Annotated in this window: 21 protein-coding genes; 8 read left to right on the forward strand and 13 right to left on the reverse strand. The window is 41.2% G+C overall.

Annotated features, from left to right (window positions below):
• Nucleotides 1-87: 87 nt before the first annotated feature.
• The 4 genes from LX64_RS09970 to LX64_RS09985 all read left to right on the forward strand — a co-directional run bounded on the left by LX64_RS09970 (nt 88) and on the right by LX64_RS09985 (nt 4,990).
• On the forward strand, nt 88-486 hold the full coding sequence (locus LX64_RS09970; protein ID WP_111597487.1) for a cytochrome c maturation protein CcmE domain-containing protein: 399 nt from the start codon (nt 88-90) through the stop codon (nt 484-486).
• Between the two features lie 158 nt (nt 487-644).
• Complete coding sequence (ccsA, locus tag LX64_RS09975) at nt 645-3,098, forward strand: cytochrome c biogenesis protein CcsA (protein ID WP_111597488.1); 2,454 nt, start codon at nt 645-647, stop codon at nt 3,096-3,098.
• A gap of 167 nt (nt 3,099-3,265) precedes the next feature.
• A complete protein-coding gene (locus LX64_RS09980; protein WP_245952611.1) occupies nt 3,266-4,273 on the forward strand; it encodes an alpha/beta hydrolase in 1,008 nt (335 codons plus the stop codon).
• A 147-nt stretch (nt 4,274-4,420) separates the two neighbouring features.
• Nucleotides 4,421-4,990: a DUF4294 domain-containing protein gene (locus LX64_RS09985; protein WP_111597627.1), complete on the forward strand. Its 570-nt coding sequence runs from the start codon at nt 4,421-4,423 to the stop codon at nt 4,988-4,990.
• Between the two features lie 100 nt (nt 4,991-5,090).
• Here the strand turns inward: LX64_RS09985 and LX64_RS09990 are convergent, their stop codons facing one another.
• From LX64_RS09990 to LX64_RS10005, 4 genes are all read right to left on the reverse strand, one after another.
• On the reverse strand, nt 5,091-5,603 hold the full coding sequence (locus LX64_RS09990) for a hypothetical protein (RefSeq protein ID WP_111597489.1): 513 nt from the start codon (nt 5,601-5,603) through the stop codon (nt 5,091-5,093).
• A complete protein-coding gene (locus LX64_RS09995) occupies nt 5,603-6,322 on the reverse strand; it encodes a dioxygenase family protein (RefSeq protein WP_111597490.1) in 720 nt (239 codons plus the stop codon). Before LX64_RS09995 ends, LX64_RS09990 begins: the two co-directional genes overlap by 1 nt.
• 109 nt (nt 6,323-6,431) lie before the next feature.
• Nucleotides 6,432-7,112 (reverse strand): LytR/AlgR family response regulator transcription factor, encoded by a 681-nt coding sequence (locus LX64_RS10000; RefSeq protein ID WP_111597491.1) that lies wholly within the window; start codon nt 7,110-7,112, stop codon nt 6,432-6,434.
• On the reverse strand, nt 7,109-8,194 hold the full coding sequence (locus LX64_RS10005) for a sensor histidine kinase (RefSeq protein WP_111597492.1): 1,086 nt from the start codon (nt 8,192-8,194) through the stop codon (nt 7,109-7,111). Before LX64_RS10005 ends, LX64_RS10000 begins: the two co-directional genes overlap by 4 nt.
• A 36-nt stretch (nt 8,195-8,230) precedes the next feature.
• Here LX64_RS10005 and LX64_RS26340 point away from each other — a divergent pair, with 36 nt between their 5' ends.
• Both LX64_RS26340 and bshB1 read left to right on the forward strand, forming a co-directional pair.
• Complete coding sequence (locus tag LX64_RS26340) at nt 8,231-8,353, forward strand: hypothetical protein (RefSeq protein ID WP_262511788.1); 123 nt, start codon at nt 8,231-8,233, stop codon at nt 8,351-8,353.
• A gap of 78 nt (nt 8,354-8,431) precedes the next feature.
• Nucleotides 8,432-9,160 (forward strand): bacillithiol biosynthesis deacetylase BshB1, encoded by a 729-nt coding sequence (gene bshB1 / locus LX64_RS10010; protein WP_111597493.1) that lies wholly within the window; start codon nt 8,432-8,434, stop codon nt 9,158-9,160.
• Between the two features lie 69 nt (nt 9,161-9,229).
• Here bshB1 and LX64_RS10015 read toward each other — a convergent pair whose 3' ends face one another.
• The 4 genes from LX64_RS10015 to amaB all read right to left on the reverse strand — a co-directional run bounded on the left by LX64_RS10015 (nt 9,230) and on the right by amaB (nt 18,797).
• Entirely contained in the window at nt 9,230-10,996 is a 1,767-nt protein-coding gene (locus tag LX64_RS10015; protein WP_111597494.1) for an oleate hydratase, read from the reverse strand.
• Nucleotides 10,997-11,184: 188 nt separating this feature from the next.
• Nucleotides 11,185-14,412 (reverse strand): TonB-dependent receptor, encoded by a 3,228-nt coding sequence (locus LX64_RS10020; RefSeq protein WP_111597495.1) that lies wholly within the window; start codon nt 14,410-14,412, stop codon nt 11,185-11,187.
• Nucleotides 14,413-14,719: 307 nt separating this feature from the next.
• Nucleotides 14,720-16,402, reverse strand: a complete 1,683-nt coding sequence (locus LX64_RS10025; protein WP_111597496.1) for a S8 family serine peptidase — start codon at nt 16,400-16,402, stop codon at nt 14,720-14,722.
• Between the two features lie 868 nt (nt 16,403-17,270).
• Nucleotides 17,271-18,797, reverse strand: a complete 1,527-nt coding sequence (gene amaB / locus LX64_RS10030) for an L-piperidine-6-carboxylate dehydrogenase (protein WP_111597497.1) — start codon at nt 18,795-18,797, stop codon at nt 17,271-17,273.
• Nucleotides 18,798-19,001: 204 nt separating this feature from the next.
• On the opposite strand from amaB, the gene LX64_RS10035 reads away from it, so the two are divergent.
• Nucleotides 19,002-19,565, forward strand: a complete 564-nt coding sequence (locus LX64_RS10035) for a YeeE/YedE family protein (RefSeq protein ID WP_111597498.1) — start codon at nt 19,002-19,004, stop codon at nt 19,563-19,565.
• A 1-nt stretch (nt 19,566) separates the two neighbouring features.
• A complete protein-coding gene (locus LX64_RS10040; RefSeq protein WP_111597499.1) occupies nt 19,567-19,977 on the forward strand; it encodes a DUF6691 family protein in 411 nt (136 codons plus the stop codon).
• A gap of 79 nt (nt 19,978-20,056) precedes the next feature.
• On the opposite strand, the gene LX64_RS10045 is transcribed toward LX64_RS10040, so the two are convergent.
• From LX64_RS10045 to ppk1, 5 genes are all read right to left on the reverse strand, one after another.
• Nucleotides 20,057-20,362 (reverse strand): hypothetical protein, encoded by a 306-nt coding sequence (locus LX64_RS10045; protein ID WP_111597500.1) that lies wholly within the window; start codon nt 20,360-20,362, stop codon nt 20,057-20,059.
• Between the two features lie 27 nt (nt 20,363-20,389).
• A complete protein-coding gene (locus tag LX64_RS10050) occupies nt 20,390-21,280 on the reverse strand; it encodes a DUF1338 domain-containing protein (RefSeq protein ID WP_111597501.1) in 891 nt (296 codons plus the stop codon).
• Between the two features lie 308 nt (nt 21,281-21,588).
• Nucleotides 21,589-22,404 carry a 3-methyl-2-oxobutanoate hydroxymethyltransferase gene (panB, locus tag LX64_RS10060; protein WP_111597503.1) on the reverse strand — a complete coding sequence of 272 codons (816 nt, stop codon included), beginning with the start codon at nt 22,402-22,404 and terminating at the stop codon, nt 21,589-21,591.
• Between the two features lie 123 nt (nt 22,405-22,527).
• The gene (locus tag LX64_RS10065) at nt 22,528-23,427 is read right to left on the reverse strand and encodes a Ppx/GppA phosphatase family protein (RefSeq protein ID WP_111597504.1); all 900 of its coding nucleotides are present in this window, start codon (nt 23,425-23,427) and stop codon (nt 22,528-22,530) included.
• 71 nt (nt 23,428-23,498) lie between these two features.
• Nucleotides 23,499-25,667, reverse strand: a complete 2,169-nt coding sequence (gene ppk1, locus LX64_RS10070) for a polyphosphate kinase 1 (RefSeq protein ID WP_245952612.1) — start codon at nt 25,665-25,667, stop codon at nt 23,499-23,501.
• Between the last annotated feature and the right edge of the window lie 1,153 nt (nt 25,668-26,820).

Raw genomic sequence — 26,820 nt, forward strand, 5'->3', positions numbered from 1 at the left:
TACATATTTTACCGCCGCTCAACAAATTAATCCTTTAGTTATGAACTTTTATTAACTATTTTTGCCAGATTAATCAACTGGTGTAAGATGAAAAAAACGAATATTGTTCTGCTTGTAATTATCGCGATTTGTGTGGCTGTTGTAGCTATGATGGTAGGAGATTTTAGCACCTACGAAACATTTGCCACTTCGCGTTCTAAGCCTGGTAAAGAAATTCATGTGATTGGAGCTTTAGATACAACCAAAGCCCTCGTTTACGATCCACAAAAAGATGCCAACTATTTTTCATTCTATATGAAGGATAAAAGCGGCGAATTACGTCAAGTTATTTTCACTGGAACAAAACCTACAGATTTCGAAAAATCTACTGAGCTTGTATTAACAGGCCAAATGGATGGTGATATTTTCGTGTGCAACAAGATATTAATGAAATGCCCGTCTAAATACAAAGACGATCAAGAAGTTGTAGGCATCAAACAAGCTTAATAGCTCCCTCATATTTTACTGTATATATCTTTAATTCAGTCGTCATATGAATGCGAAGTATGATTTGTTAAAGTGTTGAATTAATGACATTTATCAGTGTACAGTAAAATGGAAACGAATACTTTCGCTTTTTTCAAAAAATAGCTTGTAGAAATATCTTGGAAACTAAATTTTTAAATGAGCATTTACTGCCTGGGCAAATCGGTCACTTTGCCGCAGTGCTCGCCTTTGTTGCCTCGATAGTAGCCACTATCGCCTATGTATGCGCGGTACAGTTGAAGGACGACCTGCTTCGTAACAGCTGGAAGAAAATTGCTCGAGTAGCATTTTTGGTACAAGTTGTTGCCGTGTTTACTGTTTTCTTCACCCTTTATCACATGATTTCCGGCCACTTATTTGAATACAAATATGTGTGGCAACACTCCTCCAAATCACTGGAAGTAAAATACTTGCTCAGCTGTTTCTGGGAAGGGCAGGAAGGTAGCTTCTTGTTATGGAGTATTTGGCATTGTGTGTTGGGTACAATTGTAATGTTTACTTCAAAATCGTGGGAAGCGCCGGTTATGGCCAGCCTTTCATTGGCGCAAGTATTTGTAGCCTCTATGATTTTGGGTATTTATATCTTGGATTACCGCGTAGGTTCTAGTCCATTCGTATTAATGCGTAATGAGAATGCCGATGCACCGATCTTCCAAATGGCGAATTATATGACCCGTTTGCAGGATGGTAATGGCTTAAACCCATTATTGCAGAACTACTGGATGGTTATTCACCCACCTGTATTATTCCTAGGTTTCGCTTCTACCATTATTCCATTCTCTTTTGCATTTGCAGGTTTATGGACCAAACGCTATACCGAATGGGTAAAACCCGTATTACCATGGGCTTTATTCGCTGCAGGTATCTTAGGTTTAGGTATTATGATGGGCGCTGCTTGGGCATATGAATCACTTACCTTCGGTGGTTATTGGGCTTGGGACCCGGTAGAAAATGCCTCCCTTGTACCATGGTTAACATTGGTTGCAGGTATTCACACCTTGTTGGCATATAGAAGCACCGGTTACTCACTTAAAATAACTTACTTCTTCTTCTTTATCACGTTCACGTTAATTCTCTATTCTTCGTTCTTAACGAAGAGCGGGGTATTAGGTCAAACCTCTGTACACTCGTTCACCGATCTTGGTATGAATGGCCAGTTGTTGATCTACATGTTCGTGTTTGCCATCCCGGCATTCTGGTTCTTAATTGCAAAACGCAAAGCTATTCCAGCGCCGGTAAGAGAAGAAAGCACATACAGCCGCGAGTTCTGGTTGTTTGTAGGCAGCTTGGTATTGTTGGTATCAGCCATCCAAATCTGCTTCACAACTTCTATCCCGGTATGGAGCAAGCTACCTGGTTTGAAAGATTTGGCACCGCCAACAGAACCAGAATTGTTCTACAACAAAATCCAAATTTGGGTAGCTGTTGTGATTGGACTTTTAACAGCCGTTACACAGTACTTGAAATACAAAAATACCAGCAAAGAATTCTTCGTGAAGAAGATCTGGTTACCTACAGTCATTAGCTTGGTAATTACTGTTGCCATTATTGTAGGGGGTAAAGTATACAGTAGTGCATACGGCCCAGGATTCTTATTCGCCATCTACTTAATGATGTTTGCAAGTGTGTATGCTGTAGTAGCAAACTTTGCTTACATCTGGATTGGTTCGAAAGGTAAATTGAAAGCAAGCGGTGCTTCAGTAGCACACGTTGGTTTTGGATTGGTGTTGGTGGGAATTTTGATTTCTTCTTCTAAGAAAGAAGTCCTTTCCCTCGATAAAATGGGTATTTTGGATGGTTACTTCACCAAAGAAAGTAAACAAAACAGCCGCGAAAACTTGATGTTACCGAAAGGTATGCCGGTTCAAATGGGTGATTATTATGTTACTTATGAAGGTGACTCCACAGCACCGAAAGATGCGAAAACATACTTCATTATCCGCTACGAGAAGAAGAAAAGTTTGAACGACGTTCCAACAGAGAAATTCACTTTGTACCCAGATGCTTTCATGAATGTAAAGGGCCAAGAAGGTATTACGCCTAACCCCGATTCTAAGCACTACTGGCATAAAGACGTGTTCACGTATATTACCGCTGTACCTAAAAAGGATGCGCCGGAAACAGATACAATTCCATTTACACCACATAAAATGAGTGTAGGGGATACCACGTACTTCTCTAAAGGCTTTATCATTCTCGATAACTTATCACCGAAACCAACTAACAAAAACTACGTAGCTAACAAAGGCGAAGTAGCTTTGGAAGCTGAATTACGTGTGTTAACGAAAGACGATAAACAATTCACATTACGCCCAGTATTCGCATTAACAGATAGCACCTATGCGTTCAACATCCCCGATACCGCGCAAGGCATGGGCTTGATTGTTAAACTGGGTAAAATTGTTCCGGAAGAGAAAAAAGTAGTCATCGAAACCAAAGAATCAGGCACTATCACCGATTACGTAGTTTTAAAAGCTTACGTATTCCCAGCGATCAATGTACTTTGGATTGGTATTATTGTGATGACGATCGGTTTCTTCATGAGTGCTGCTCAAAGAAGAAAGTCAAAATAGCACTGTAACGTTCAATTATATAGTATCCCGCCTCTCTCCAACAGGGGCGGGATTTTTTTATGCTTTCTACGCTCCATAGGTTAAAAATTCGTCATATTCCCCTATAAATTTATACAAGCAATTGCTTGGCTACCTGCAATTTGTTATATTTACGATAAACCCAACATATGATGCTAAAACGCATATTTCGTGCTTTCCTGGTTTTGATGGTTGTATTAGTCATCATATATTTCCTTGGTCCTTACCCAGCTCCTCCACAATTAGGCGGCGACTTACCACAAGTTCCCCATAACTTACATACGCTCACATCCTATGTTCAACAACACGAACATGCCTTCAAAGTGAAGAAAGACAACGAGGCACGTATCGAATGGTACAATAACAAGGAAGAGCCAACAGAATATGTGATTGTTTATTTACATGGATTCTCAGCTAGTCAAAAAGAAGGCGACCCTGTACACCACGATTTAGCAGAACGATATGGCTGCAATTTGTACCTATCGCGCTTGAATGAACATGGTTTGGAAGGAGAAGAAGCGCTTTTAAATATGACAGCCACGGGATTATGGAATGATGCCAAACACGCTTTAGCTATTGGCAAACAATTAGGTAAAAAAGTGATACTCGTAGGCACCTCCACCGGTGGCACATTGGCTTTATTATTAGCTGCTAAGTTCCCGAAAGACGTATACGCCGTAATTAATATGAGTCCAAACGTGGCCATTAACCAACCGATGGTAGAATTCGCCAATAACCGCTGGGGCTTAACCCTTATTCAAGCCGTAAAGCGTAGCAAATACAACGAAAACAAGCCGGTAGACCCGCTACAAGCGCAATACTGGCAAACAAAATACAGGCTGGAAGCAGTAACAGAATTAGAGAACTTAGTAGAAAATGCCATGGTGCCTGCTACCTTCCATGCTATCCATCAACCCATCCTCAATCTTTATTACTATAAGAATGAACAGGAACAAGACCCAACGGTAAAGGTTAGTGCCATCAAAGAAATGCACGAAATGTTGGCAACGCCGGCAAACGAGAAACGTGCCGTAGCCATCCCGAATGCAGGAGCACACGTAATGGGTTGCTCATACACCAGTAAAGACATACCCGGCGTAGAAAAAGCTATTTTCAGCTTTACCGACGAGGTGCTGAAGATGCCCCGTGTGAATTAATGGTAAATTGCAATTAATTCTATAACTTGTACGTAACTTTAAGCTGGATTGATCGTCTTATTAGAAGATAAAGAAGCCAAGTCCGCTAAAAAGCAAGCCAATTTTACAATGCATCGGTTAGCCAAAATACTGGGTATAATTACAACGATGCTCATCTGTACGATGATCGCCGGTGAAAGCAAGGCCCAATCAAGAAACGATACCATCCCTGTTAGATTCGTTCTCTCAGGCACCGATACTATTCCTTCCATTACTTTACAGATATACGAAGTATACGCCCAACTCCCCCGCAGGCTCCGCAAAGAACGCGAACGTTGGACACGCTTACGCAATGCTGTATATGTTACATACCCCTATGCAGTGGCTGCCTCCCGCATTCTAAAGGACGTAAACGCCCATCTGCAAACCTTGCCGAATAAAAAAGCCCGGAAAGAATACCTCCAATCCAAGGAGAAAGAACTAAGGGCGGCATTTGGGAATAAACTCGAAAACTTATCGGTGTACCAAGGAAAAGTACTGATGAAGCTCATTCACCGGGAAACAGGGGAGAACTGCTACGAGATTGTAAAGGAACTAAAAGGCGGCTTCAACGCCCGCGTATTCCAAACAGTCGCCTTCTTCTTTGGCGGTAACTTAAAGTCGGAATTCGATCCGAAAGACGATCATGATATTGAGCTGATTGTACAAGAAATCCGTTTGTACAATTATTACAACTAAGTCTTACATCAAATGGGTATAAAAAGCATAGCCGGGTCCTGCGCGACCCGGCTTACTTATTTTACACACCCAGGGTAAACCTGTCGGTCACCTGTTTTCTTTACACTACTTCCGCGTAATGCGTAATAGCCATATTTTCATGCAATGTGAGCATAAAGGTTGCTACGCCTTCTGCCCCGGGATGTTGCAGGTTATAACTCAATAATAATTTATTCCCAAACTGCCCCAACAACTGTAGTACCGGCGTTTGATATACGATCGCTGCTATGTAATCGTTACGTTGTATAGTACTCGCTTGCACAATTTCAAATTGGTAGCCTTCAAATGGTAGTGGTTGCCCACTCATATGCACTTGGCTGCCGGGGATTTCGTTGTTCAATGCTTTTACAAATAACCCTACCGCGAAGCCTGTTTTATAAGGCACATGGAAGCTCGCTTTCGGCGATGCTTGGCGAATTTCTTCCCATGTAGTGAAGGCATCATTAGGGTTGTACGCTTGTATTTGCATGCACCATTCGTTGTACGACTCAATCCATACATCGCGTTCAAAACTGTTATTACTTGCGGCTGTAAACATTTGTCGATAGGCCATTCGAACATGTACTGTTTTCATTAGCCTGCTATGTAAATGGTATGTGTTAAATCGTACCCGCCGCTTGCATTTGCCACTACTGTTGCCAGCTCGTTGCTAAGGGAATCGGAAATGATGTTATCGCCACTGTTGGTCATACTGTTCTGTCCATGTGCTTTATACAAATCGGTATTGTAAACCGCTGTGTTAATAGCATCCGGGAAAGCGATTTGAGTAGTAAGCTTCAATTTCCCATCCACATAAATCTGTGCATGAATATGTGTCACACGCCCTTGGTACCATCCTGGATAAATGCTAGTGAATTTCGCCACACCATTCGCATCGGTATATTGAATGCCTCTGCAAAAAACAGCGCTCGTATTGTTTTGCGTGCCCAAGTAACCTTGGTTGGTATAACCACTGTAGTACCCATCTTTATCACAATGCCAAATATCGACCCGTGCATTGCCCAGTATATTGCAACTGTTGTTTACGTTGCGAATGGTGATATTGATATCGAGGGGAATACCAGCTTTGCCATCGGTTATATTCACCCTTTGGATGGAGGAACCACGACTGGTGTAAAGTGGATAAGGCCCATCTGTTTCGGTATCGGTTACTTTGCAACTGCCATCGCTCGAACCGGCTTCACCGTTTGCAGCTACATCGCTACTTTTCTTACAAGCAGCCATCACCGGGATAATGGTACTTAAGCCTATGATACTTGAAACACTGTTCTTGAGAAACTCTTTTCTTTCCATGTTGCATTCGTTTTAGTTGGCGTAGCGTGAACAAGACAAAGATTTCACAAAAAATGTAGTGTAAAAAGTTTTTGCGGTGAAGGCAACTATTTCTGCGGTGAATGAATGACTATCCTTTAAATACCTGGAAGAATGATTCCTCGTAACTACCGCCCAGGGGCAATTCTAAGTCGTTTATAAAAATCACTTTATTACGTACCTGGTCAATTCTTTGTAGTGCAACAATATAAGAACGATGAATGCGTGCGAACTGGTGAGAAGGCAATTTCTCTAAAATACTTTTCATGGTCATCCTTACTAGTATTGACTTTTGATCGATTAAATGAATCTTCAAATAATCGTCTAAACTTTCAATAAAGAGGATTTGTACAGTATCAATTTTCACCCAACTATAGTCAACCTTTACTAAAAGCTGGGCACTTGTATTCATTTGTTTTCTTGATAGTAATTGTTGTGCTTTATTCACCGCATGTTGGAAACGCTCTATTGTAAACGGTTTTAACAAGTAATCCACGGCATCTAAATTAAACCCGTCAACGGCGTATTCACTGAATGCAGTTGTAAAAATGGCAAGGTGATCTTGTTTAATATCGCGGTAGAACTCCGTACCCAATACAGCAGGCATGTTAATGTCGAGGAACAAAAGATCCACTTCGTTCTGTGCCAAGAATGCCAATGCTGCCGATGGCTTATGGAAGGTGGCGAGCAATTTCACGCCGGGTGTTTGTGCGCAAAAGCTTTCAATTACTTGCAGCGCTGGAATTTCATCATCAATAGCTATTGCTTTCATGCAGTTAATTGAATGGTTAATTTAACACGGTAACTAGTGTCCGTATCTACTATCTCGAATGTATGCTTGGCAGGGTATATCATTTGTAGGCGTTGACGCGTATTCTCAATTCCTAAGCCTATCTTTTCTTCTTCCATCAAGCGTACCGGTACTTTACGGTTGTATACATCTACTATTAAATCGCGGTGCTGCATGTCAATATTTACCACTACTAACGAATCTTCTTCCGCGTTCACACCATGTTTAAATGCATTCTCAACAAACGGAATCAACAACAAAGGGGTAATCTTTTTCCCTTGCATATGCCCGCTAATATGTAGTTCCGTTGGTACTGCTTCCCCGAAACGAAGTTTTTGTAAAGCGAAGTAATTACGGATATAGTCAATCTCTTTTTCTAACGGTACAAAGTCGTTCCCCGCTTCACTCGTTACATAACGCATCATACCGGAAAGCTTTACAATCGCGGTTGCCGTGGCTTCCGAGCGTTGCAAGGCTAAAGCATAAATGCTGTTTAAACTGTTGAAGAGAAAGTGCGGGTTGATTTGTGCTTTTAAATAGGCAACTTCCGATTTTAACCGCTCCTGTTCACTCTGCTTCCACCGGTTACTAATCTTCAACATCAACGATAATAACACGACGGCAAGAAATAGGAACAAGTGCCTACCAACACCTATCATTACGCTATTGGGCGGTCGGCGAAATGGCTGTTGATTACCCATAAGCATGCGTGGAGGCATTCTTTGGTTTTGCATGACCATTTCCCGCGGCGGCACCCGGTAACGATTGTAATCGGCATTGCTCGTAAGCGCTATGGGTACAGATACAATGAAAATGAAACAGGCGATCGTGATGAAGGAGAATACCCAGTATCGCTTGGTGAAATAGAACTTCGGGATGAAAATAAAGTAGTTACTATAAAAGAAAACTAGCATCAAGCAATAGGCAATAAAGTCGCGCTGCCGCGGAGGTTGCAAGATGATGTCTTTAAGTTTTAGCTGGTCGGGCGAGAACAGGATGGGCAAGCATAAAAATAATACGCAGCCCACTACGTGTAAACAGATTTGCCACCATTTGCCTCTCATACTATCAGGTTGAAAAAGGAATGCTCTTTAAAATTCATGAAAAATATCCACATTACAAAAGAGCAGGAATTTGCACAAACCCAACGCTACGAATCGACCAATCATATTTTTTCATCGGCCGAGCAGCAGAATTATCCACCGACCTCGTATGATATATAACAAGCAGCTGACAGTCTCTACGCGTTATAACAACAGAATTTCCAATAACTTTGCACCCGAATACGCAAACATTAGCACATGAAATTAGATATATTAGCCATAGCAGCACATCCCGACGATGTTGAACTAGGCTGCTCCGGCACCTTGCTCTCGCATGCTGCCAAAGGTATGAAGGTGGGTATTGTTGACCTTACACAGGGCGAATTAGGTACAAGAGGCACCCCGGAAGGTCGCTTAATCGAAGCCCAGGACGCTGCCAAGTTAATGGGAGTAACCGTAAGAGAAAACCTGGGTTTGAAAGACGGTTTCTTTAGAAATGAAACGGAAGAACAACTAGCCATTATCCGTATGATCCGTAAATATCAACCCGAAATTGTGTTGGCCAACGCTATCGACGATCGCCATCCCGATCACGGGAAAGGTGCTAAATTAATCGCCGATGCCTGCTTCTTAGCCGGTTTAAGGAAGATTGAAACGGAAATCGACGGTGTACCACAAGCGGCCTACCGACCAAAGAATGTCTTCCACATGATACAGGATAGGTTTATCCAACCCGATTTCGTGGTTGACATTACCGGTTTCATGGATCAAAAGATCGAAGCCATCAAAGCTTTTAAATCCCAATTCCTCGCCGCGCAAGACAACGAGCCGCAAACCTATATCTCTAGCCCGGAATTCTTCGACAGCGTTATTTACCGTGCCAAAATGCTGGGTAAAATGGTAGGCGTGGAGTATGCAGAAGGGTATACGTCGGCAAAAATGATCGGCGTTACTAATATGATGGATTTAATTCATAAAACTACTTGATGCCTTCAAAAGCCATCATCTTATAAAAAAGCGGCTGCGTAATAATACGGAGCCGCTTCTTATTTTTCATTACAACAACTTCGCATCCTTCAACAATTCCTCTAAATACGTTCCTTGTATTTTCTTCAATCCCATCTTCTCAATCACCGACGCTAACCATGGTAGCTTAATTTCATCGAGTGATTTATGATCGTATAGGTAATAGATCGTATTCAACAATACCCTCACATCAAAAGAAGAATCAAATACCTCCGGTACACCTCTATCTACATTCAACAAAGTATATACCGCCTCCATAGCCGTACGTACCGAATATTCCGTCGTGAATACAGTATCGCGCACTGTTTCCGCAAAATTCCCAATGAAGGCTAAGTTTTGCGAACCATGCGGTACCACCAATGGTCGATCACCCAAAGCTCGCGGCATAAAATAAGAGGTGATATACGGCATATGGCAAGGAATGGTATTCGCGGCAGCGGCTATTTCCTTGATCTCGTTTTCCGGCACGCCTAAATGATAAAGCAACTCTTCACATAGTTCAATACCCGAACACTCCGCGATTTTCTTCGGTACAAAATTGCCCGGTTTATCAGAAAATAAACCATACACCCATACGACTAGCTCGTTGCTTTTCTGTACATGAAAATGCGGTTGACGGCTAATAGAATAACCATATAGCCAATTGGAATCTTTAATGCTCACCGGCCCACTGGTAACAATAGAACCACTATGCGGGTCTTTCTTACTGATGCGTTCGATATACGGAACAATACGATCATCGGGGAAGGTAATAGTACCCGAAATCACCCAGTTCGCAGCTGGTATATTCTCACAAAACTTTCCAGGCTTTCCGAATGCTGGATCCTGTGCAGCTAAGTTCTTCCACAGTTTCCAACTACCTCCTAAATCCCTATCACCAGGCGCTGGATGTTCATTATCGCCGTATGTACTACTTTCTGTAATGGAGCCGTTTGTAACAAATACGAGATCATTTTCTGTTAGCGTAATGGGCTCATTCTTTTTATCAGCAAAAACAATCTTCTTCGCCACTTTTTTATCACCATGTAAGCTCACTTCAATGTTGTGTACTTCTGTAGGGTAATGAAAATGCACCCCGTTACTTTCTAAGAATTTTTCCAATGGCTTAATCAACGATTCATACTGGTTGTACTTAGTAAAACGGAGCGAAGAGAGGTTCGACAAAGTACCTATATGATGTACAAAGCGGAGTATATAACGTCTCATTTCCATGGCACTTGCCCATGGCTCGAAGGCAAACATAGTAGCCCAATACAGCCAAAAGTTCGATTGGAAAAATTCTTCACTAAATACATCACTAATTTTTACATCTTGTAGCTTTTCTTCAGGTATCAATGCAAGGTGCACCAGTTCCTCAATGGCCTTGGGTGTTAAGGTCAGCTTCCCATCATCTGCCAACCGTTGTCCTCTCATTTCTATCACGCGCGCATATGAAAAACTGGGATCTTCTTTATTCAACCAATAATATTCATCCAGTACCGATGCACCAGGTGTTTCTAAAGAAGGAACGGAGCGAAATAAGTCCCAAATAGTTTCGAAATGTACTTCCATTTCACGCCCTCCACGTATGATGTAGCCCTTTTGCTCATTCCAAATGCCATCCATAGTACCGCCTGGCAAGGGCAATTCTTCGTAAATATGAATTCGATCGCCTTTCATTTGTCCATCACGTATTAAGAACACGGCAGCGGCTAAAGAGGCTAAACCTGCACCTATTAAATGCGCTGATTTATCGTCTACATTTGCCGGCTTACGAGGGCGAGCAAATGCTTCATAGTTTCCTTTGCTGTAATACATATGATTTCCTCCTGGGTTTTAATTGAAGTTTCGTAATTGAATGTATTCCGGTTGAAGTGGGTTAAGATGAACCGGTCGAATACCAACAATGTAAAAATCTAAAAGTTTAATAGGGGAGGTGCCTATAAAAAAACAACAGCCGCCCTACGATGTAGAAACGGCTGCTTGTTAAAATAAAAGGAAGTTTATTAGAAGCTATACCTAAGACCTAGTTGCATTTGCGAACGGGAAGCAAAGAAGTCGGTAGAATAGGGTACACCAGGGTTTGTCCATGTGTATGTTTGGTAACCATTTACTACGCTATTCTTAGATTTTAAACCAACACTGGAAGTTGAGTTAAAGGTGTTGGGAGAAAATGTTTGTACACCCCAATTCTTGTTCAAAAGGTTCGTTACGTTAACGATGTCGTATGTTAATGTAATGGTATGTTTACGTTTGCCGGTTTTCACGTTGAAGTCTTGTGCCAAACGAAAATCGGCTTGGTAGTTCCAAGGAGTACGACCACCATTCCGTTCTGTGAAATCGCCTTTACGTGTTCTCAAGTATTTGTTACCATCTACATACGCCATGAAATCTGCGGCTTGTTGCGCCGCTGTTTTACCACCCGCAATGTTAGCAAACATATTCGTTGCTTCAGTTACGTCTTTCGGAATATATGCCAAGCTCACTTGTTGTGGTGTGCCTTGAATGGTGGCATTCACAAAACCATAGGTGAAGGCAGTACCCGATTGCGCGTTAAAGAATAAGTTGAAGTTGGTTACCCATTTACCGTTTGTACCCCAATCTTGTTTGTAGTTGATAGTACCTACGATACGGTGACGAATATCAAAGTTAGAATAAGCCAATGTTGGATTATTCGGGTTCAATGCCTGGTTCAACTGCCAGTTAGATTCCATCGAGTTACGAATACCATTCGTAATATCTTTCGCTTGACCGTAAGTATACGCTGTCATGAAGTTCAAACCGAATGGGAATGTTTTCGTTACCTGGCCGGTAATGCTGTAACGGTGACCTTTATCGGTGTTCGATAATAAGTAAGCATTCGTGAATAACGGGTTGATGCCTTTGCCGGAATAAATCGGTTGTTGATGCTTAGTATCATAAGCGAAGTAAGTAGGGTTATCTACTAAGTTCACTTGTTGGAACATCAAGTCTTTGATCACTTTCGTGTAAATACCTTCTACGGTAAATTTCCAAGCATTCGGTGTTGTATAATCAAATGCTAAACTGGTTCTCCATACTTGTGGCATTTTGAAGTTGTTATCGATCATATCCACTTGGGTTGCACCGGCTGCATTCTTCACATCTACACCATTTTGTTGTGCGAAATCGGCAATACCATTTTGCGAAGGTTTCGCTGCTGGGTTAGGCGTATTTACAAACGGTTTGTTGGAAGCACGTTGATCGTATGCACCATAGGTTACACCGTTGTTGTAGTATGCATATCCCAACCAAGCGAAAGGAATTCTACCGGTAAAGAAGCCGCTACCACCACGCAAAATCATAGAGTTGTCGCCATTAATATCCCAGTTAAATCCTAAGCGTGGCGACACTTGTATGTTGTTCAAGAAATTATTCTTAATGTCTTGTGGTTTTGTATATGTATACGTTGTACCGAAGTTAGGATCTTGTGGCGATTTGGTGGTTTTATCGCTCAACGGTTGTTTGTTCGGAATGCCAGCATAATCGAAACGAACACCTGCTGTTAATTTGAAACGATCGGTTAACTGGATTTCATCCTGGCCATATAAGCTTAACAAGTTCACTTTGAACTGTGCCGGCGGGTTGGCCATTATGGCATCGCGCGAGTTGTTCGTGTAATTGTAGTTACCACGTACACGGGCAGGGTTGTTGTTTAAGAAGTCTTGTACCGAGTTGTAATCTAAACGACCGTTCCAAGCGTTCACGAACCCATAAGTAATGTTATAAAACTCGTTGTGCGTACCAATGGTAAATGTATTCTTGCCTTTAAAGATGGTAACGTTATCCGTTACTTCAAAGGTTTTCTGTTTCATGTTGAAAATGCTCGCTTCACGATCCGTACCCAAGAAGATGGTAGTACCAGGTGTTTTACCTGTAATTTGGATTTGCGGCGTAGCCGGGTCAGATAATGGATCACGGTAATCGTGTACAGAAGAGTAACCGAGAATCAAGTTGTTAGAAATAGTAGCGTTGAAGTTACTTTTCAATTCTGCTACGGTAGACGATTGGTTATTCACTTGTTTGAAGTCGATACCTTTAAAACGGAAGTTTTGTTGATCGCGTTCTAAGTTCGTTGCTTCTGAAGTAATGGTATTATTACGTAATGAAAGGGAGTGCTTACCATTGATATGCCAATCCAAACGGTTGAAAAACTTGGTTGAATTAGAATAAATACTCGTGTTGTTATACGTACCTGGATCAACACCGTATTCTTTCATTTTATTCGTAATCGCAATAGCATCTGCTTCACTCAGGATGTTTTCTGAGCCTTTAGAACCTGCTGCTAAAATAATAGGATCTACGCGGCGTGTAATTTCTTCATTCGTAAAGAAGAATAATTTGTTCTTGATGATAGGGAACCCTACACGCACACCCGCTTGGTAATCGTGGAAATCACTAGGCAGTTTAGAACCATCTCCAGCTTTATCCTTACCTATCATAAATGCAGTGCGTCCATATCCATATACCGACCCATGCACCGTATTGGTACCACTACGTGTTACCGCGTTAATACTACCGCCTAAGAAGTTACCTACTTTCACATCAAATGGCGCTAATAATACCTGCACATCTTGGATCGCATCCAAAGAAACAGGGTTCGTGCGGGTAGAGCTACCCGGTTGACCACTGGTATTACTTTGCCCACCCATAGAAGGACTAAACCCAATCGCATCATTATTAATGGCACCATCTAACGTTACGTTATTATAACGGTAGTTCGTACCCAAAAAGGAGTTGTTGCTGCTTTGCGGCGTTACTTTCGTCATATCCTGTAAACTACGGTTCAACGACGGTAAGTTTTTAATCTGGTCTTGACCCACTCTTACACCAATTTTAGAACCGGTATTACCAGTGATCACCACTTCGTTTAAGACCTTCGATTCTTCGCCTAATTTGAAGTTGAAGGAAGTAGCACCCAATGGAAGGTTTACGTCTTTTCTTTCGTCACTTTTATACCCAATAAAAGAAACCGTCAGCGTATACGGTCCTCCCGGGTTGAGGTTATTAATAATATAACGACCATCCGCGTTTGTTTGCGTGCCGGATTTAGTACCGGTCGACACATTCAATGCCACCACTGTTGCACCGGGAATGGCTTGGCCTTTCTCATCGGATACTTTACCCGAAATACTAGCCGTTGTTACTTGAGCATTTGCGCTGAATCCTACAAGGATAATTAAACAGCTTGCTACGAACGTTAAAAATGATTTCATATAATGACCTTCAGATTATACCACAAAGGACGAAAGTCAATAAAACCAGGATGTTAACGAATCATTACGAAATTGTTAAGTACATACAATTATTAACCATTTTCATTAAGTTAAATACAATTAATGTTTTAATTCCATCATTTTAATCATTCTTTAATGATGTTTTAATGAATTTTTAATGAACAGAATGTTAAGAAATGGGCTAAAAAAGCACCTTTTAGGGTATTTTTTAACTTATAAGCATAAAAAAAGCCTGCTCTACGATATAGAGCAGGCTTTTTTGCCATAGTATGTTAACACAAAATGCTTATCCTCTTTTAACAGGGGCTACTTTTGCTTTTGGTTTCTTTTCACCTTTAATAGTGGCAGCTAATTTCAATGCTTCGTAAGCGTTTACTACGCCACCAGAAGTTGATAAATCAGCGAAGTCGATGGTTTCATCTTTATCACCTGGTAAGTTCACCATGTTTTTACCTGCAGGTAATTTAACAGCCGATTTCTCCAAGATGTATTTCAATTGGCGAGCGCTAAGGTCGGGGTAGTAGCTTAATACTAAAGCAGCTACACCTGCTACTACTGGGGCTGCCATACTGGTACCACTCGCGTTATCGTATTTCTTTGCACCTGGTACCGTAGAGTAGATTTGTACACCTGGTGCAAATACGTCTACTTGTGTTTTACCATAGTTAGAGAAACCTGCCACCGGGCTACCTACTTTACCATTACCCATAGCGCCTACTGTTACAATGTTGGTCGCTTTTGTACCATCATTGAAGTTTGCACTAGGGAAGTTTGGTACAGAATCGTTATTGTTACCATCGTTACCCGCCGCGTGAATCACTAATACGCCTTTGCTTTCAGCATATTTCAAAGCATCGTCTACCCACTCTTTATGAGGAGAGAAGCCTTTACCGAAGCTCATGTTAATGATTTGTGCACCATTGTCAACCGCATAGCGAATACCTAATGCAACGTCTTTATCACGTTCGTCGCCTTCTGGCACCACCTTAACGGCCATAATTTTCACGTTATTAGCAATACCATCCATACCAATACCGTTGTTACGCGCTGCACCAATAATGCCGGCAACGTGGGTACCATGGAAAGCAAATTGACCGGTAACATCGTTATTACCATAGTAACGGTCGTTAATATCTTCAATGTTATCGCCTACGATTTTAGTACGTTTATCTTCCGGCTCTTGTGTAGAGCTGTTTACTTTACGTTTTAAATCGGCGATATACTCTGTTAATTCTTCTTTTAATTTAGAGAAAGCTACATCTTCTTCGCCGGTGCTTTCTAATAAGCGGGTAGCGAATTGTTGCGCTTGCAATACATCTTCATCACTGGTTTTAATGCTATCGAGGTCGTTCAACGTGAAATCTTCTTTCTTTAAGAACGAAGTGAGGATGTTTTCAGCTTTACGAACGTTTTCTTGCACTTTCAACATGGTTTTATAAGTAACCTTGTTTTGAGAAGCAGGACGTTCGATTTTTTCTTTTAATGATTGCCAGTAAGCCAATTCTTTAGCATTGTTGGCTAAAGCGCTATCTGGGTTGATGTATTTTTTCTTCAAGCGATAGTACTCACGGGAAGCTTCATCAGAATCCTCTTTTACACTACCACCATCTTTTGCACCAAGGAAGTTCCATCCAAATACGTCGTCGATATAACCGTTCTTGTCATCATCGATACCGTTATTCGGAATTTCTTTCGGGTTACGCCAAAGTACAGGTTTGAGATCTTCGTGGGTAGTGTCGATACCAGAATCGATCACCGCAACGATTACGGGTGTACTTTTCTTGTTTTTTAATAAGGTTTGATAGGCTTTTTCTGCACCCACACCATACACGCTATCTTTATCATAGCTTAATAATTGCCAGTTTTTGGGGACGGTTGGTTTGGTAGATTGTGCATTCGCGCTCATCGAACAAGCAGCTACGATAGCTATGCTAGCTAAGACTGCCTTGGATGTACTAAAAAAATTCATGTTTAGAAAAATTTGCTAAAATCGATAGTCAATATAAATACCACAATTGGTTAAAGGTATGTAAAATGCAATAAATCAATCCTTACTTATTACATAATCGGTAAAAAGTAATACAAACGTTTGTGCGTTGAAATTGGATGTTGGTAATCTGAATTTTGTTAAACCCAAGTACAGCAAGCATTTACAATAAACATGTATTTAAACCTGCAATTGCAAAACATGTTCGTGTTATGTACTTTATACAATTGTTAAAATGCATAAAAGGCAGCCCGAACCTTTACTGGCTTGGGTTTCATTAACATTTCCTTCACATATCGCCCGCTTAACAAGGTAGCATTTTGTCATTCCACCTAAGTAGGAGTGCTAATGCACCCTTTGATCATTTTAGCAAATTATCATGCAAAATTCTTATTAAACCCAATGCAGCAAAGTGTTTCAAGCGATAAATTTTGCACAACTTATCTTAAATAGAATCTTCTACCTACCGTACATCAATAATCAATTGCGAAATTTTTTCCTGTAACAGGTAAGTTTTTTTGAAGCAGGTAAGGGGATAGCCTGATACTATTCGCAGTCTAAAACGCCCTATTGTAGGGTCATTTGCGTTAATGGAGTATTTGTTTGGGGAATTTAGCGGTATAACAAGGTGGCTAATAGCCCGAAAGTACCCACTGTAGCACAAAAGTTGAATAGGAGAATTCGGAAAAAAGTATAATATTTATACCAGGGAGAATATAATATGCCATCCCGGCAGTTATATTTCTTTCTCATAAGCATGGTTTCCGTTTAACGAAAAGCGGGGTTTCCACCCCGCTCATTTTATATCTTCTCGCAAAAACGGTGTTGCCCATTTTTTACTACTACTTTCTTAGAAATCGAATTTAATGCCCTGCGCTAATGGCAGTTTTGTGCTGTAGTTGATCGTGTTCGTTTGACGACGCATATACGCTTTCCATGCATCAGAACCCGATTCTCTACCACCACCGGTTTCCTTCTCACCACCAAATGCACCACCTATTTCAGCACCCGATGTACCAATATTCACATTGGCAATACCACAATCACTACCCGCATTGCTAAGGAATTGCTCTGCTTCGCGGAGGTTAAGGGTCATAATAGCCGACGATAAACCTTGCGGTACACCATTCTGTAAAGCAATGGCTTGGTCGAGTGTACTGTATTTAATTAAATACAAGATAGGGGCAAAGGTTTCGTGTTGCACAATTTTGTAATGGTTCTCTACTTCTGCAATACAAGGTTTCACATAACAACCTGATTCATAACCTGCACCAGATAATACACCACCTTCTACTACAAACTTGCCACCTTCTGCTTTTACCGCTTCAATACTCGCCAAGTAAGCTTTCACCGCATCCTGGTCAATCAACGGACCTACATGGTTGTGCTGGTCTAACGGATCACCAATGCGCAATTGCTTGTAAGCACTTACCAGTTTATCTTTAAAGGCATCATATACACTTTCATGGATAATTAAACGACGGGTAGTTGTACAACGTTGACCCGCAGTACCTACAGCGCCGAATACAGCGCCAATAAGCGACATGTCCAAATCAGCATTCTCTGTAATAATGATGGCATTGTTACCACCTAATTCTAACAAAGATTTACCCAAACGGCCCGCAACTACCGCCGCTACACTTTTACCCATGCGCGTAGAACCTGTAGCCGATACCAATGGTACTCTTTCATCTGCAGCCATCCATTCACCCGCATCACGGTTACCAATCACCAAGCAAGAAACACCTTCCGGTACATCATTGGCAGCAAATACTTCTGCTGTAATACGTTGACAAGCAATGGCTGTTAAAGGTGTTTTCTCAGATGGCTTCCACACACAAACATCACCACATACCCAAGCCAACATACTATTCCAGCTCCATACCGCTACCGGGAAGTTGAAAGCCGAAATAATACCTACAATACCCAGTGGATGGTATTGTTCGTACATCCTATGACCCGGACGTTCAGAGTGCATGGTTAAACCATGTAATTGGCGTGATAAGCCTACGGCAAAATCACATATATCGATCATTTCTTGTACTTCACCATAACCTTCTTGGAGACTTTTACCCATTTCATACGACACTAATTTGCCCAAAGCCTCTTTATTCTTGCGTAAACCTTCACCAATTTGACGAACAATTTCGCCACGCCTAGGAGCAGGGATGGCTTTCCAAATAGGATAAGCTTTTTGTGCACTCGAAATCGCCGCATCGTATGCAGCACGATCCGCCGCTTGCACGGTTCCAATTACTTTACCATCAACAGGGGAGCTAGAAACAATTTTTTCACCGTTGGAATGTAACCAACTGTTGCCGGTAGAAACACCGCTGTTCAATTCGCCCAGTTGGAAATGTTGTAAGATGTTTTGCATGTTTAGATTGCTTGAATAAGTTCCAAATCTACAATAAATGCTTGTAAGCCAGCGATTCGACAACCAAAATTTAAAGGGCTTTAACAGATGATAAAATATTGGATGTGGAGTGTTACATTTATAGTAGCATGTTTCGCTGTGACTTTTATCACGCGCCTGTACAATTGACGAGCTTACTTTTACACCATAACATTTTAGAACGCTATGAATTTCATCTTAGATCCATGGCCTTGGTATATTGCCGGGCCGCTGATTGGCTTAATGGTGCCTGTATTATTAATTGCAGGCAATAAAGCCTTCGGTATATCCAGTTCGTTCAGGCACATTTGCGCTGCCTGTGTACCGGCTAACATCCCTTTCTTTACCTACGATTGGAAGAAGGAAAGCTGGAACTTAGTATTTGCCTTGGGTATTATTATTGGCGGGTTTATAGCAGTAAACTTTATGAGCAATGGCCAACCCGTAGATTTAAACCCTCATACAATAGCAACTTTACAAGAACGCGGTATCACCGACTTTAGCGGGTTATTGCCTGGCGATATATTTAATTGGCACAACCTCTTTACGTTGAAGGGATTATTCTTCTTCGCCATCGGTGGCTTCTTAGTAGGATTTGGTACCCGTTATGCAGGGGGCTGTACATCTGGCCACGCCATTATGGGTATTTCCACTTTACAATGGCCTTCCGTTATTGCTACTATCAGCTTCATGGTAGGCGGCTTCATCATGGCCAACCTCATTCTTCCCTTCATCCTAAAAATTGTCTAACATGAAATTATTCAAATACTTAGTATTCGGTATCATTTTCGGCATTATCCTTATTAAAAGCCAGGTAATGTCGTGGTTCCGTATTCAAGAGATGTTCCGCTTGGAATCGTTCCATATGTATGGTGTAATTGGCAGTGCAATAGCAGTTGGTATGATATCGGTATTACTTATTAAAAAGTTCAATATCAAAACCATCAGCGGCGAGCCTATTATCATTCCTAAAAAGGTGTTCTCCAAAGGCAATATCTATGGTGGCTTAATCTTCGGTTTAGGCTGGGGTATTACAGGTGCTTGTCCAGGGCCTTTATACGCACAAATTGGTGGTGGCTACACAGTTGCCATTGTTACCATTTTGTTTGCCATTTCAGGTACTTGGGTGTACGGGCGTTATAAAAATAAATTACCGCATTAAGCGATGGAGATAGATAACAACAAAAAAACCTTACCAAGTACTTGGTAAGGTTTTTTTTATGGAAATCAATTGAATAACATTAAATTCTTTGCAAAGAAGCAGACAATGCCTCAATCATAGATCTACATTCTTCAATACTAAAAACGTCATCATTTGCACCTTCTTGAACTATTCTTGTAATATCTCTTGTTGGTAATTCATAACTTGACATTCGATCAAAGGAACCACTCTCAGCATCAATAACAGTTTTACGAATACTAGACTCACCCTCCCAAGATCCTTCTCCGCCTTTATTATCATTGGCAATTTCAATAAATGCAATTTTGTTGATTCCGCTTTTAGATACGTACGGATATAAAGGTATTCTACCTGATGAAGATTTCATAATTTGTATTTTATAGGAATGAATTGATTATCGACCTGTTTGGGTAGAATAAGTGCTTTCAAAAATCTTATCGGCATTATTCGCTTCGAAGCCTTCGCGGCGATGCTCGCGTTTGATTTCATTCGCCGGTAAGTCTTTAAACTGTGGCAATACGCGGCGCTCTGCAAATTCTACATAAGAGCCTGAAATCGACTGAGTTTCATTGTTAGCGAAATTAGCCTCGATCATGCGTGCTACGGTAGAGCTTTGCAATAGGTTATTGTCGGGGCTGGTTTTGATCTCGCCACCGGCGTTATTTAATTTGAAGCCTTTCTTCTTCAAGAACTCATTGAAAAGGGCCACGGTGTTATAACCATCTTTAAGGTTATGTACACTAATGGTGAAGTGGTTCAAATAATAACGATTGTAAATAACCCATGCAGCGTATTCACTTTCAGCACTTAAGGTTTTAAAGTCGGCTAGGGTAGGTGTTCTCCATAAAGAACTATGCAGGAACTTGTCTACAGCCTCGCCATTATCTAAATCGATCGCATCTACAGGATCGCTTGTTACTTCGTTTGTATAGCTTTTGATAATTTGTTGTGCTTGTTCGCTGAGATCTTTCACACGTAACTCGCTAATGAATATACGTGGGTACTCGTTGGAAGGAGGTGCATACCAATAGGCATCTAGTTTCTTTTCAGGGAAGAAGTAGTAGTCTCTTTTCGTGTAACCGTAATGCAAGAAGATCTTTTCTAAGGATTGAATACCGAGGTGTTCTACACCCATCGTGCGAAATGCAATGTGGTCATTTTCAATCTCATCGCCGTTATTAATGATCTTTTCATCTATCATCGCATCGATAATAGCCGGTACATCGGGTACGCGTTCTTTATAACGACTCATTAATCCATGTAAAACAATGTCTAAAGTACTCATCTTAAATCATTTTGGTGTTGTTGATAGCTTTTGTTCGGAAAATATGTGGCGCTAAGTACCCTCACATGCAAGCATGCTTTGCCACTAACGGGTATGCGTAAACGAAAGCATCAAGGAACATGGGAGCAAGTGCTCCGAAGAAAGGAAAGCAGGGAGAGTTGTATGTTTAATAATGCGTTCAACTTAACGTGTTCTTTCAGCGAATGTAATTTTTTTGGGCGATTTTATCAAATGAGTTTCGTCAATAAAATCATAAAAAAAGGCCTCCAATTGCTTGGAAGCCTTCAAGTTATTTCACAACAATTGCATTAGTACTGTTCGTTGTCGTTCGGGAAGTCACGACCTTTCACATCTGTAATATATTGTTTCGTGGCATCTAAGATTTGATCGTACAGGTTTAAGTACCTGCGTAAGAAACGTGGTTTGAATTCTTTATTGATACCCAGCATATCGTGCATAACCAATACCTGGCCATCCACATATTTACCTGCACCAATACCAATCACCGGGATTTCTAAGGCTTCAGCTACTTTTTTCGCTAATTGCGCCGGGATTTTCTCCAATACAATGGCAAAAGCACCTGCATCTTGCAGCAATTTAGCGTCGTTTAACAGCTTTTGTGCTTCCGCTTCTTCCGTAGCCCTTACCGCGTAAGTACCGAATTTGTAGATAGATTGTGGTGTTAAACCCAAGTGGCCCATTACCGGAACACCCGCGGAAATAATACGCTTCACAGATTCAATGATCTCTTCGCCACCTTCAATTTTAATACCATGTGCGCCCGTTTCTTTCATGATACGGATGGTAGAATTCAACGCCTCTTTCGAATTACCTTGGTAAGAACCAAACGGTAAATCCACCACCACGAAACTACGCTTGATTGCACGTACTACCGAAGCAGCGTGGTAAATCATTTGATCTAAAGTGATCGGTAAGGTGGTTTCGTGTCCCGCCATTACATTCGAAGCCGAATCGCCTACTAACAAAATGTCGATGTTCGCATCATCAAAGATTTTGGCCATCGAGAAATCGTAAGCAGTTAACATGGAAATTCTTTCCCCGTCGTGCTTCATTTTTTGTAATACGTGGGTGGTAATGCGTTTAATCTCTTTATTCACCGACATAAAGCAGCTTATTTTTTGTGTAAACAATCATCACGGTTTACGATAAACCGTTCCATTTCGCAGCATGGTGTGGCGAAATGGATCACAAAGGTTAATATATAATTTGGAAATCAGTGAATTTTTTTACGAAAGGGGACTGCTTACAACAATTTCATTATACAATGCATGTATCAATCCATCGGCCAAGCCAATCTTAGGTACGTATATTTCTTCGATATTAGCCCAGCGCATTAGGTTAACATATACTTGCAAGGCAGGTACAATTACATCGGCGCGGTCTTCCCGGAGGTTGTAAATATGTATCCGTTCTTCTACCGTGAAATTGCTGAATTCCTTTAGATAGTCCTTCAACTGGTCGAATGTCAACGGTTTACCTTCTTTCCGTTTCGAGAGCGAGAAAATTTTATTGATGTTACCACCAGAACCAATGGCTACTAATGGCGAGTTTAATGTCTTTAATTTCGTTTTCACAAAGTCCTTCATTGCCGTCCAGTGATCTTCCGTTACTTGACCTTGTAAAAGACGAATGGTACCAATGTTAAACGACTCTTTGGCTTTTAACGTGTTACCACTAAAGAGCGTAAGTTCGGTGGAACCACCACCTACGTCGATGTATAAGTATGACTTCGATTTATCTAAGTTTTCAGCTACATGGTTTTCGTAGATGTAAGTAGCTTCTTGTTGACCGGTAATAATTTGTATATCCAACCCTGTTTCGTCCTTCACCCGTTGCATGATAGCGGCGCCGTTGCTGGCATCGCGCATAGCAGAAGTTGCACAAGCCTTAAGGTACTTCACTTCGTAAACAGTTAGTAAGTGCTTGTATGCTTTTAGGGTATTGATGAGGTTATCGGCCCGTTTCTCGGAGATCTTACCTTCTGCAAATACATCAAAACCTAAACGCAAGGGTACCCTAACGAGGTTTACCTTCGTGAAATCCATTTCGCCGTTACTTTTCGGCGAAGCTTCTGAAATCAACAACCTGGCGGCGTTGGAACCTATATCTATTGCTGCTAGCTTCATGAATCAATTCAAAAATAAAATCATCAATTCCAATGGGTTCACAAAAACCACACCAGTAAAGATGATGTCAATCAATAACTTGCAGGCGTAAAAGTAGTAGATTTTTCGTGTAGGTAGCGGAAAATCTCTACTTGTGAATTTATTTTCTTACCTGGGGTATGTTTATACTCGTTTTCTTGTTTATTATCCAAGATGCGCGCTTTTACATTATCGCTCAACTGGATATTAATAATGTCTATCAATTCCTTTTTCAAATCATTATTCAAGATCGGTACAGCTGCTTCTACCCGGTGATCCAAGTTGCGCACCATCCAATCGGAAGAAGCAATGTAAACATTAGGTTTACCGCCGTTATGGAAGATGAATACGCGGGCATGTTCCAAGTATTCATCCACAATACTTACCGCCTCGATGTTCTTTTTCCACGATTTATTTTCCGTATAAGCACAGCAAATACCACGAATCACCATCTTCACATCTACCCCGGCTTTAGCCGCTTCGTAAAGTTTCAAGATCAAGAACTCATCACTCAACGAGTTCATTTTGATGGTAATAGCGGCTGCTTTCTTATTCTTTGCGTTTTTGATTTCTTTATCAATCATACGCAAGAAGGTACGGCGCATGTTATAAGGACTCACCGGCATAACCGTACACGCTGCCAATACTTGCAAATCGTGCTTCGGGTTCTCCAAGTAAGTAAAGATCCTATTAATGTCGGCCATAATAGCCCTATTGGCTGTTAGCAAACAATGATCGCCATAAAAGCGGGCCGTTACTTCATTTAAGTTCCCCGTACTAACAAAACCACATTGAACGGTTTTATTACCAATGCGTTTTTTAATCACACAAACTTTCGCATGCACTTTCATACCCGGCACACCAATCAACACCTTCACACCTTCCTCTTCCAAACGCGTTTTCCATTTCAAGTTCGCCTCTTCATCAAAACGAGCACGAAGCTCCAACACCACGGTTACTTGCTTACCATTCCTTGCCGCGTTAATGAGCGCATTGGCAATCTTGGAGTTCTTCGCCAAGCGGTAAGCCGTAATTTTGATGGTGGTAACGTTAGGATCGATGGCCGCTTCTCGCAGTAAATCGATGAGCGTATCGAACGATTGATAGGGGAAATGCAACATCACATCTTGCTGCTGAATAACGTGCATAACGCTCGGTGCATTCAAGAACAACGGATGCGAGAACGACTTCCTACGGTGATGCTTGTGGGCAAACACACTTTGCGGGAAGTCCATAAAGTCTTTAAAGTTGTGAATACGCTGCCCCGGAATGAGGTTATCTTTCTTCGATAAGCCCATTCTTCGCATCAAGTATTCCAACAACAGGCTATCGATATCCTTATCGTACACAAAGCGCACAGGTTTCCCTTTCTTCCTGTCTTTCAATCCCTTCTCTAATTGATGAATGAGGCTGGTATCGAGGTCGTTATCGATGTCGAGCTCGGCATCGCGGGTTACTTTAATAATGTGTGCGCTGAATTTATCGTACCCGAAGTACGAGAAAATGCTGGGTAAGCTAAAGCGAACAACATCTTCCAGTAACATAATATTATGTTCACCTTCTTTTGACGGCAGGATGATAAAACGAGGTAATAATTTCGTTGGGATTTCGATCAACGCGAACTTCTGGCGAATAGAATTATCCTCCTTACCCAGCACAACGGCTAAGTAGATGGATTTATCTCGCAAGATGGGGAAGTGTTGAATGCTTTCGATCATCAACGGGGTGATATTCGTACGTACTTCTTCATTGAAGTAATTAAGTACAAACTTCTGTTGTTCGCGGTTGAGTTCTTTCTCGTTGAGCATGAAGATCTTCTCTTCTTCTAACTTCTCGAGTATCTCTTTATAAATACGGTTAAACTCTTGTTGCTGGTGAATAACAGTGGCTTGGATTTCTTCGAGTATCTTCGCAGGATTCTGTTCAAGATGCATTTTAGACCCCTTGCCAAAGGAAGTCATCCTTTTAAGAGTAGCCACGCGAACGCGGAAAAACTCGTCCATATTATTCGAATGAATCGCCAAAAAGCGGAGGCGTTCATAAAGCGGTACATTCGGATCGGCAGCTTCTTGCAGCACACGTGCATTAAACGATAACCAACTGAGGTCTCTAACAATAATTTTTTTCTTCACTGGCATGCGCCTAACGATTTTCTTGGGTTCCGGTTTCTTCTTCTTAGATTCAAGTGGTTGAGCAGCAAGGGCAGCGCTTGTATCCCTCATAATAACTGTTTTACGATTCAAGTTGCAATGCTACAAACCAAATGTTAATTGCATATTAAATTACGAATTGTTTCTATCAATCGAGGTAATTATTTTGTTATCAATGGTTTTCTCAGTTTTTGAGGAAACCTTTTTTCATTAGTGCCGAAGGCGAGCAATGCCGTAGGCGAGCGATAAATTATGATTATTGTAGTAGTTGATTCGTTATTCCAATTCGCTGGCGCGGCCATTCTGTTTTGGGTTACATCCCGTTGTGTTACTTTCTTTGCTTCTCCAAAGAAAGTAACCAAAGAAAGGAGGACAAACGGCGAAAGACTGCGTCGCCGTTTGATCGGGATGTCGATGGGGCTTTGGTGCTACTGTGGTGAAGGACGTTGGGTGCTTTGTGGTGCCTGTTGTGTTGGGGGGACATGGGTTAAATGGGATGTGTTTTTTGAGTGAAATTTGCGTGCAGCAGGATATATTTTTTTAATAAATTGACATTGAATCATTTAAAAGGCACCCCTATGGTACTTATAATATCTTCTAATGTTCTTCTAATGTTCTTTCAATGTTAAACCCCAGTAAATACAATAGGTAGGATATATTTCCCAAGTATGTGGGATGTTTTTGCATATATAGACAATATATCTAGGCCATAGGTAAGCATAATAGTATATTAGCATGACATTTTGTCGAAGAAAGCAAGAAGTTATCCTAAATTTCCCCCAAGGTTTCACCCACTCATCACCCACGTTTACCAAGGTTTTACCAAGTCTTTACCGACACTTCACCAAGTGCTTGCCGAGGCTTCACCGAGAGAAAACCAGTGTTTGTAAGGGTTAAGTAAGGCTTTTGTCGACTGTTACCCGACATTTTCCGATAAAAGGCTTAGCTGGATTAGGTTTAACCCGAAAAAGTCGACTTTTTTGGCTCATTTACTGTGTGGGTAAGGATTTTGTCGAATTACTTATTTTAAGGCGATTTAAAGGAGTTTTTGAAGAAATCAACAAACTAAGACAAAGTTACAACAAAAGCCCTTAATCGGCCTGAAAATGGCCTTAAAATCGATTTTTCAGAGAATACAAACATACTTATTCTCAAGAAACTTCCTTCTTTCAAAAAGCAATTTTTTTATGCCAGCATGACATGAATGATAAAGTAAGGAACAAAT

This window comes from Chitinophaga skermanii, from assembly GCF_003259335.1.
Taxonomy (GTDB): domain Bacteria; phylum Bacteroidota; class Bacteroidia; order Chitinophagales; family Chitinophagaceae; genus Chitinophaga; species Chitinophaga skermanii.

What these genes read in the sequence shown, in the direction of transcription:
- LX64_RS09970 (WP_111597487.1), top strand. Translation starts at nt 88, where the DNA reads ATGAAAAAAACGAATATTGTTCTGCTTGTAATTATCGCGATTTGTGTG.
- LX64_RS09980 (WP_245952611.1), top strand. Translation starts at nt 3,266, where the DNA reads ATGATGCTAAAACGCATATTTCGTGCTTTCCTGGTTTTGATGGTTGTA.
- LX64_RS09985 (WP_111597627.1), top strand. Translation starts at nt 4,421, where the DNA reads ATGCTCATCTGTACGATGATCGCCGGTGAAAGCAAGGCCCAATCAAGA.
- LX64_RS09990 (WP_111597489.1), bottom strand. Translation starts at nt 5,603, where the DNA reads ATGAAAACAGTACATGTTCGAATGGCCTATCGACAAATGTTTACAGCC.
- LX64_RS09995 (WP_111597490.1), bottom strand. Translation starts at nt 6,322, where the DNA reads ATGGAAAGAAAAGAGTTTCTCAAGAACAGTGTTTCAAGTATCATAGGC.
- LX64_RS10000 (WP_111597491.1), bottom strand. Translation starts at nt 7,112, where the DNA reads ATGAAAGCAATAGCTATTGATGATGAAATTCCAGCGCTGCAAGTAATT.
- LX64_RS10005 (WP_111597492.1), bottom strand. Translation starts at nt 8,194, where the DNA reads ATGAGAGGCAAATGGTGGCAAATCTGTTTACACGTAGTGGGCTGCGTA.
- LX64_RS26340 (WP_262511788.1), top strand. Translation starts at nt 8,231, where the DNA reads ATGAAAAATATCCACATTACAAAAGAGCAGGAATTTGCACAAACCCAA.
- bshB1 (WP_111597493.1), top strand. Translation starts at nt 8,432, where the DNA reads ATGAAATTAGATATATTAGCCATAGCAGCACATCCCGACGATGTTGAA.
- LX64_RS10015 (WP_111597494.1), bottom strand. Translation starts at nt 10,996, where the DNA reads ATGTATTACAGCAAAGGAAACTATGAAGCATTTGCTCGCCCTCGTAAG.
- LX64_RS10020 (WP_111597495.1), bottom strand. Translation starts at nt 14,412, where the DNA reads ATGAAATCATTTTTAACGTTCGTAGCAAGCTGTTTAATTATCCTTGTA.
- LX64_RS10025 (WP_111597496.1), bottom strand. Translation starts at nt 16,402, where the DNA reads ATGAATTTTTTTAGTACATCCAAGGCAGTCTTAGCTAGCATAGCTATC.
- amaB (WP_111597497.1), bottom strand. Translation starts at nt 18,797, where the DNA reads ATGCAAAACATCTTACAACATTTCCAACTGGGCGAATTGAACAGCGGT.
- LX64_RS10035 (WP_111597498.1), top strand. Translation starts at nt 19,002, where the DNA reads ATGAATTTCATCTTAGATCCATGGCCTTGGTATATTGCCGGGCCGCTG.
- LX64_RS10040 (WP_111597499.1), top strand. Translation starts at nt 19,567, where the DNA reads ATGAAATTATTCAAATACTTAGTATTCGGTATCATTTTCGGCATTATC.
- LX64_RS10045 (WP_111597500.1), bottom strand. Translation starts at nt 20,362, where the DNA reads ATGAAATCTTCATCAGGTAGAATACCTTTATATCCGTACGTATCTAAA.
- LX64_RS10050 (WP_111597501.1), bottom strand. Translation starts at nt 21,280, where the DNA reads ATGAGTACTTTAGACATTGTTTTACATGGATTAATGAGTCGTTATAAA.
- panB (WP_111597503.1), bottom strand. Translation starts at nt 22,404, where the DNA reads ATGTCGGTGAATAAAGAGATTAAACGCATTACCACCCACGTATTACAA.
- LX64_RS10065 (WP_111597504.1), bottom strand. Translation starts at nt 23,427, where the DNA reads ATGAAGCTAGCAGCAATAGATATAGGTTCCAACGCCGCCAGGTTGTTG.
- ppk1 (WP_245952612.1), bottom strand. Translation starts at nt 25,667, where the DNA reads ATGAGGGATACAAGCGCTGCCCTTGCTGCTCAACCACTTGAATCTAAG.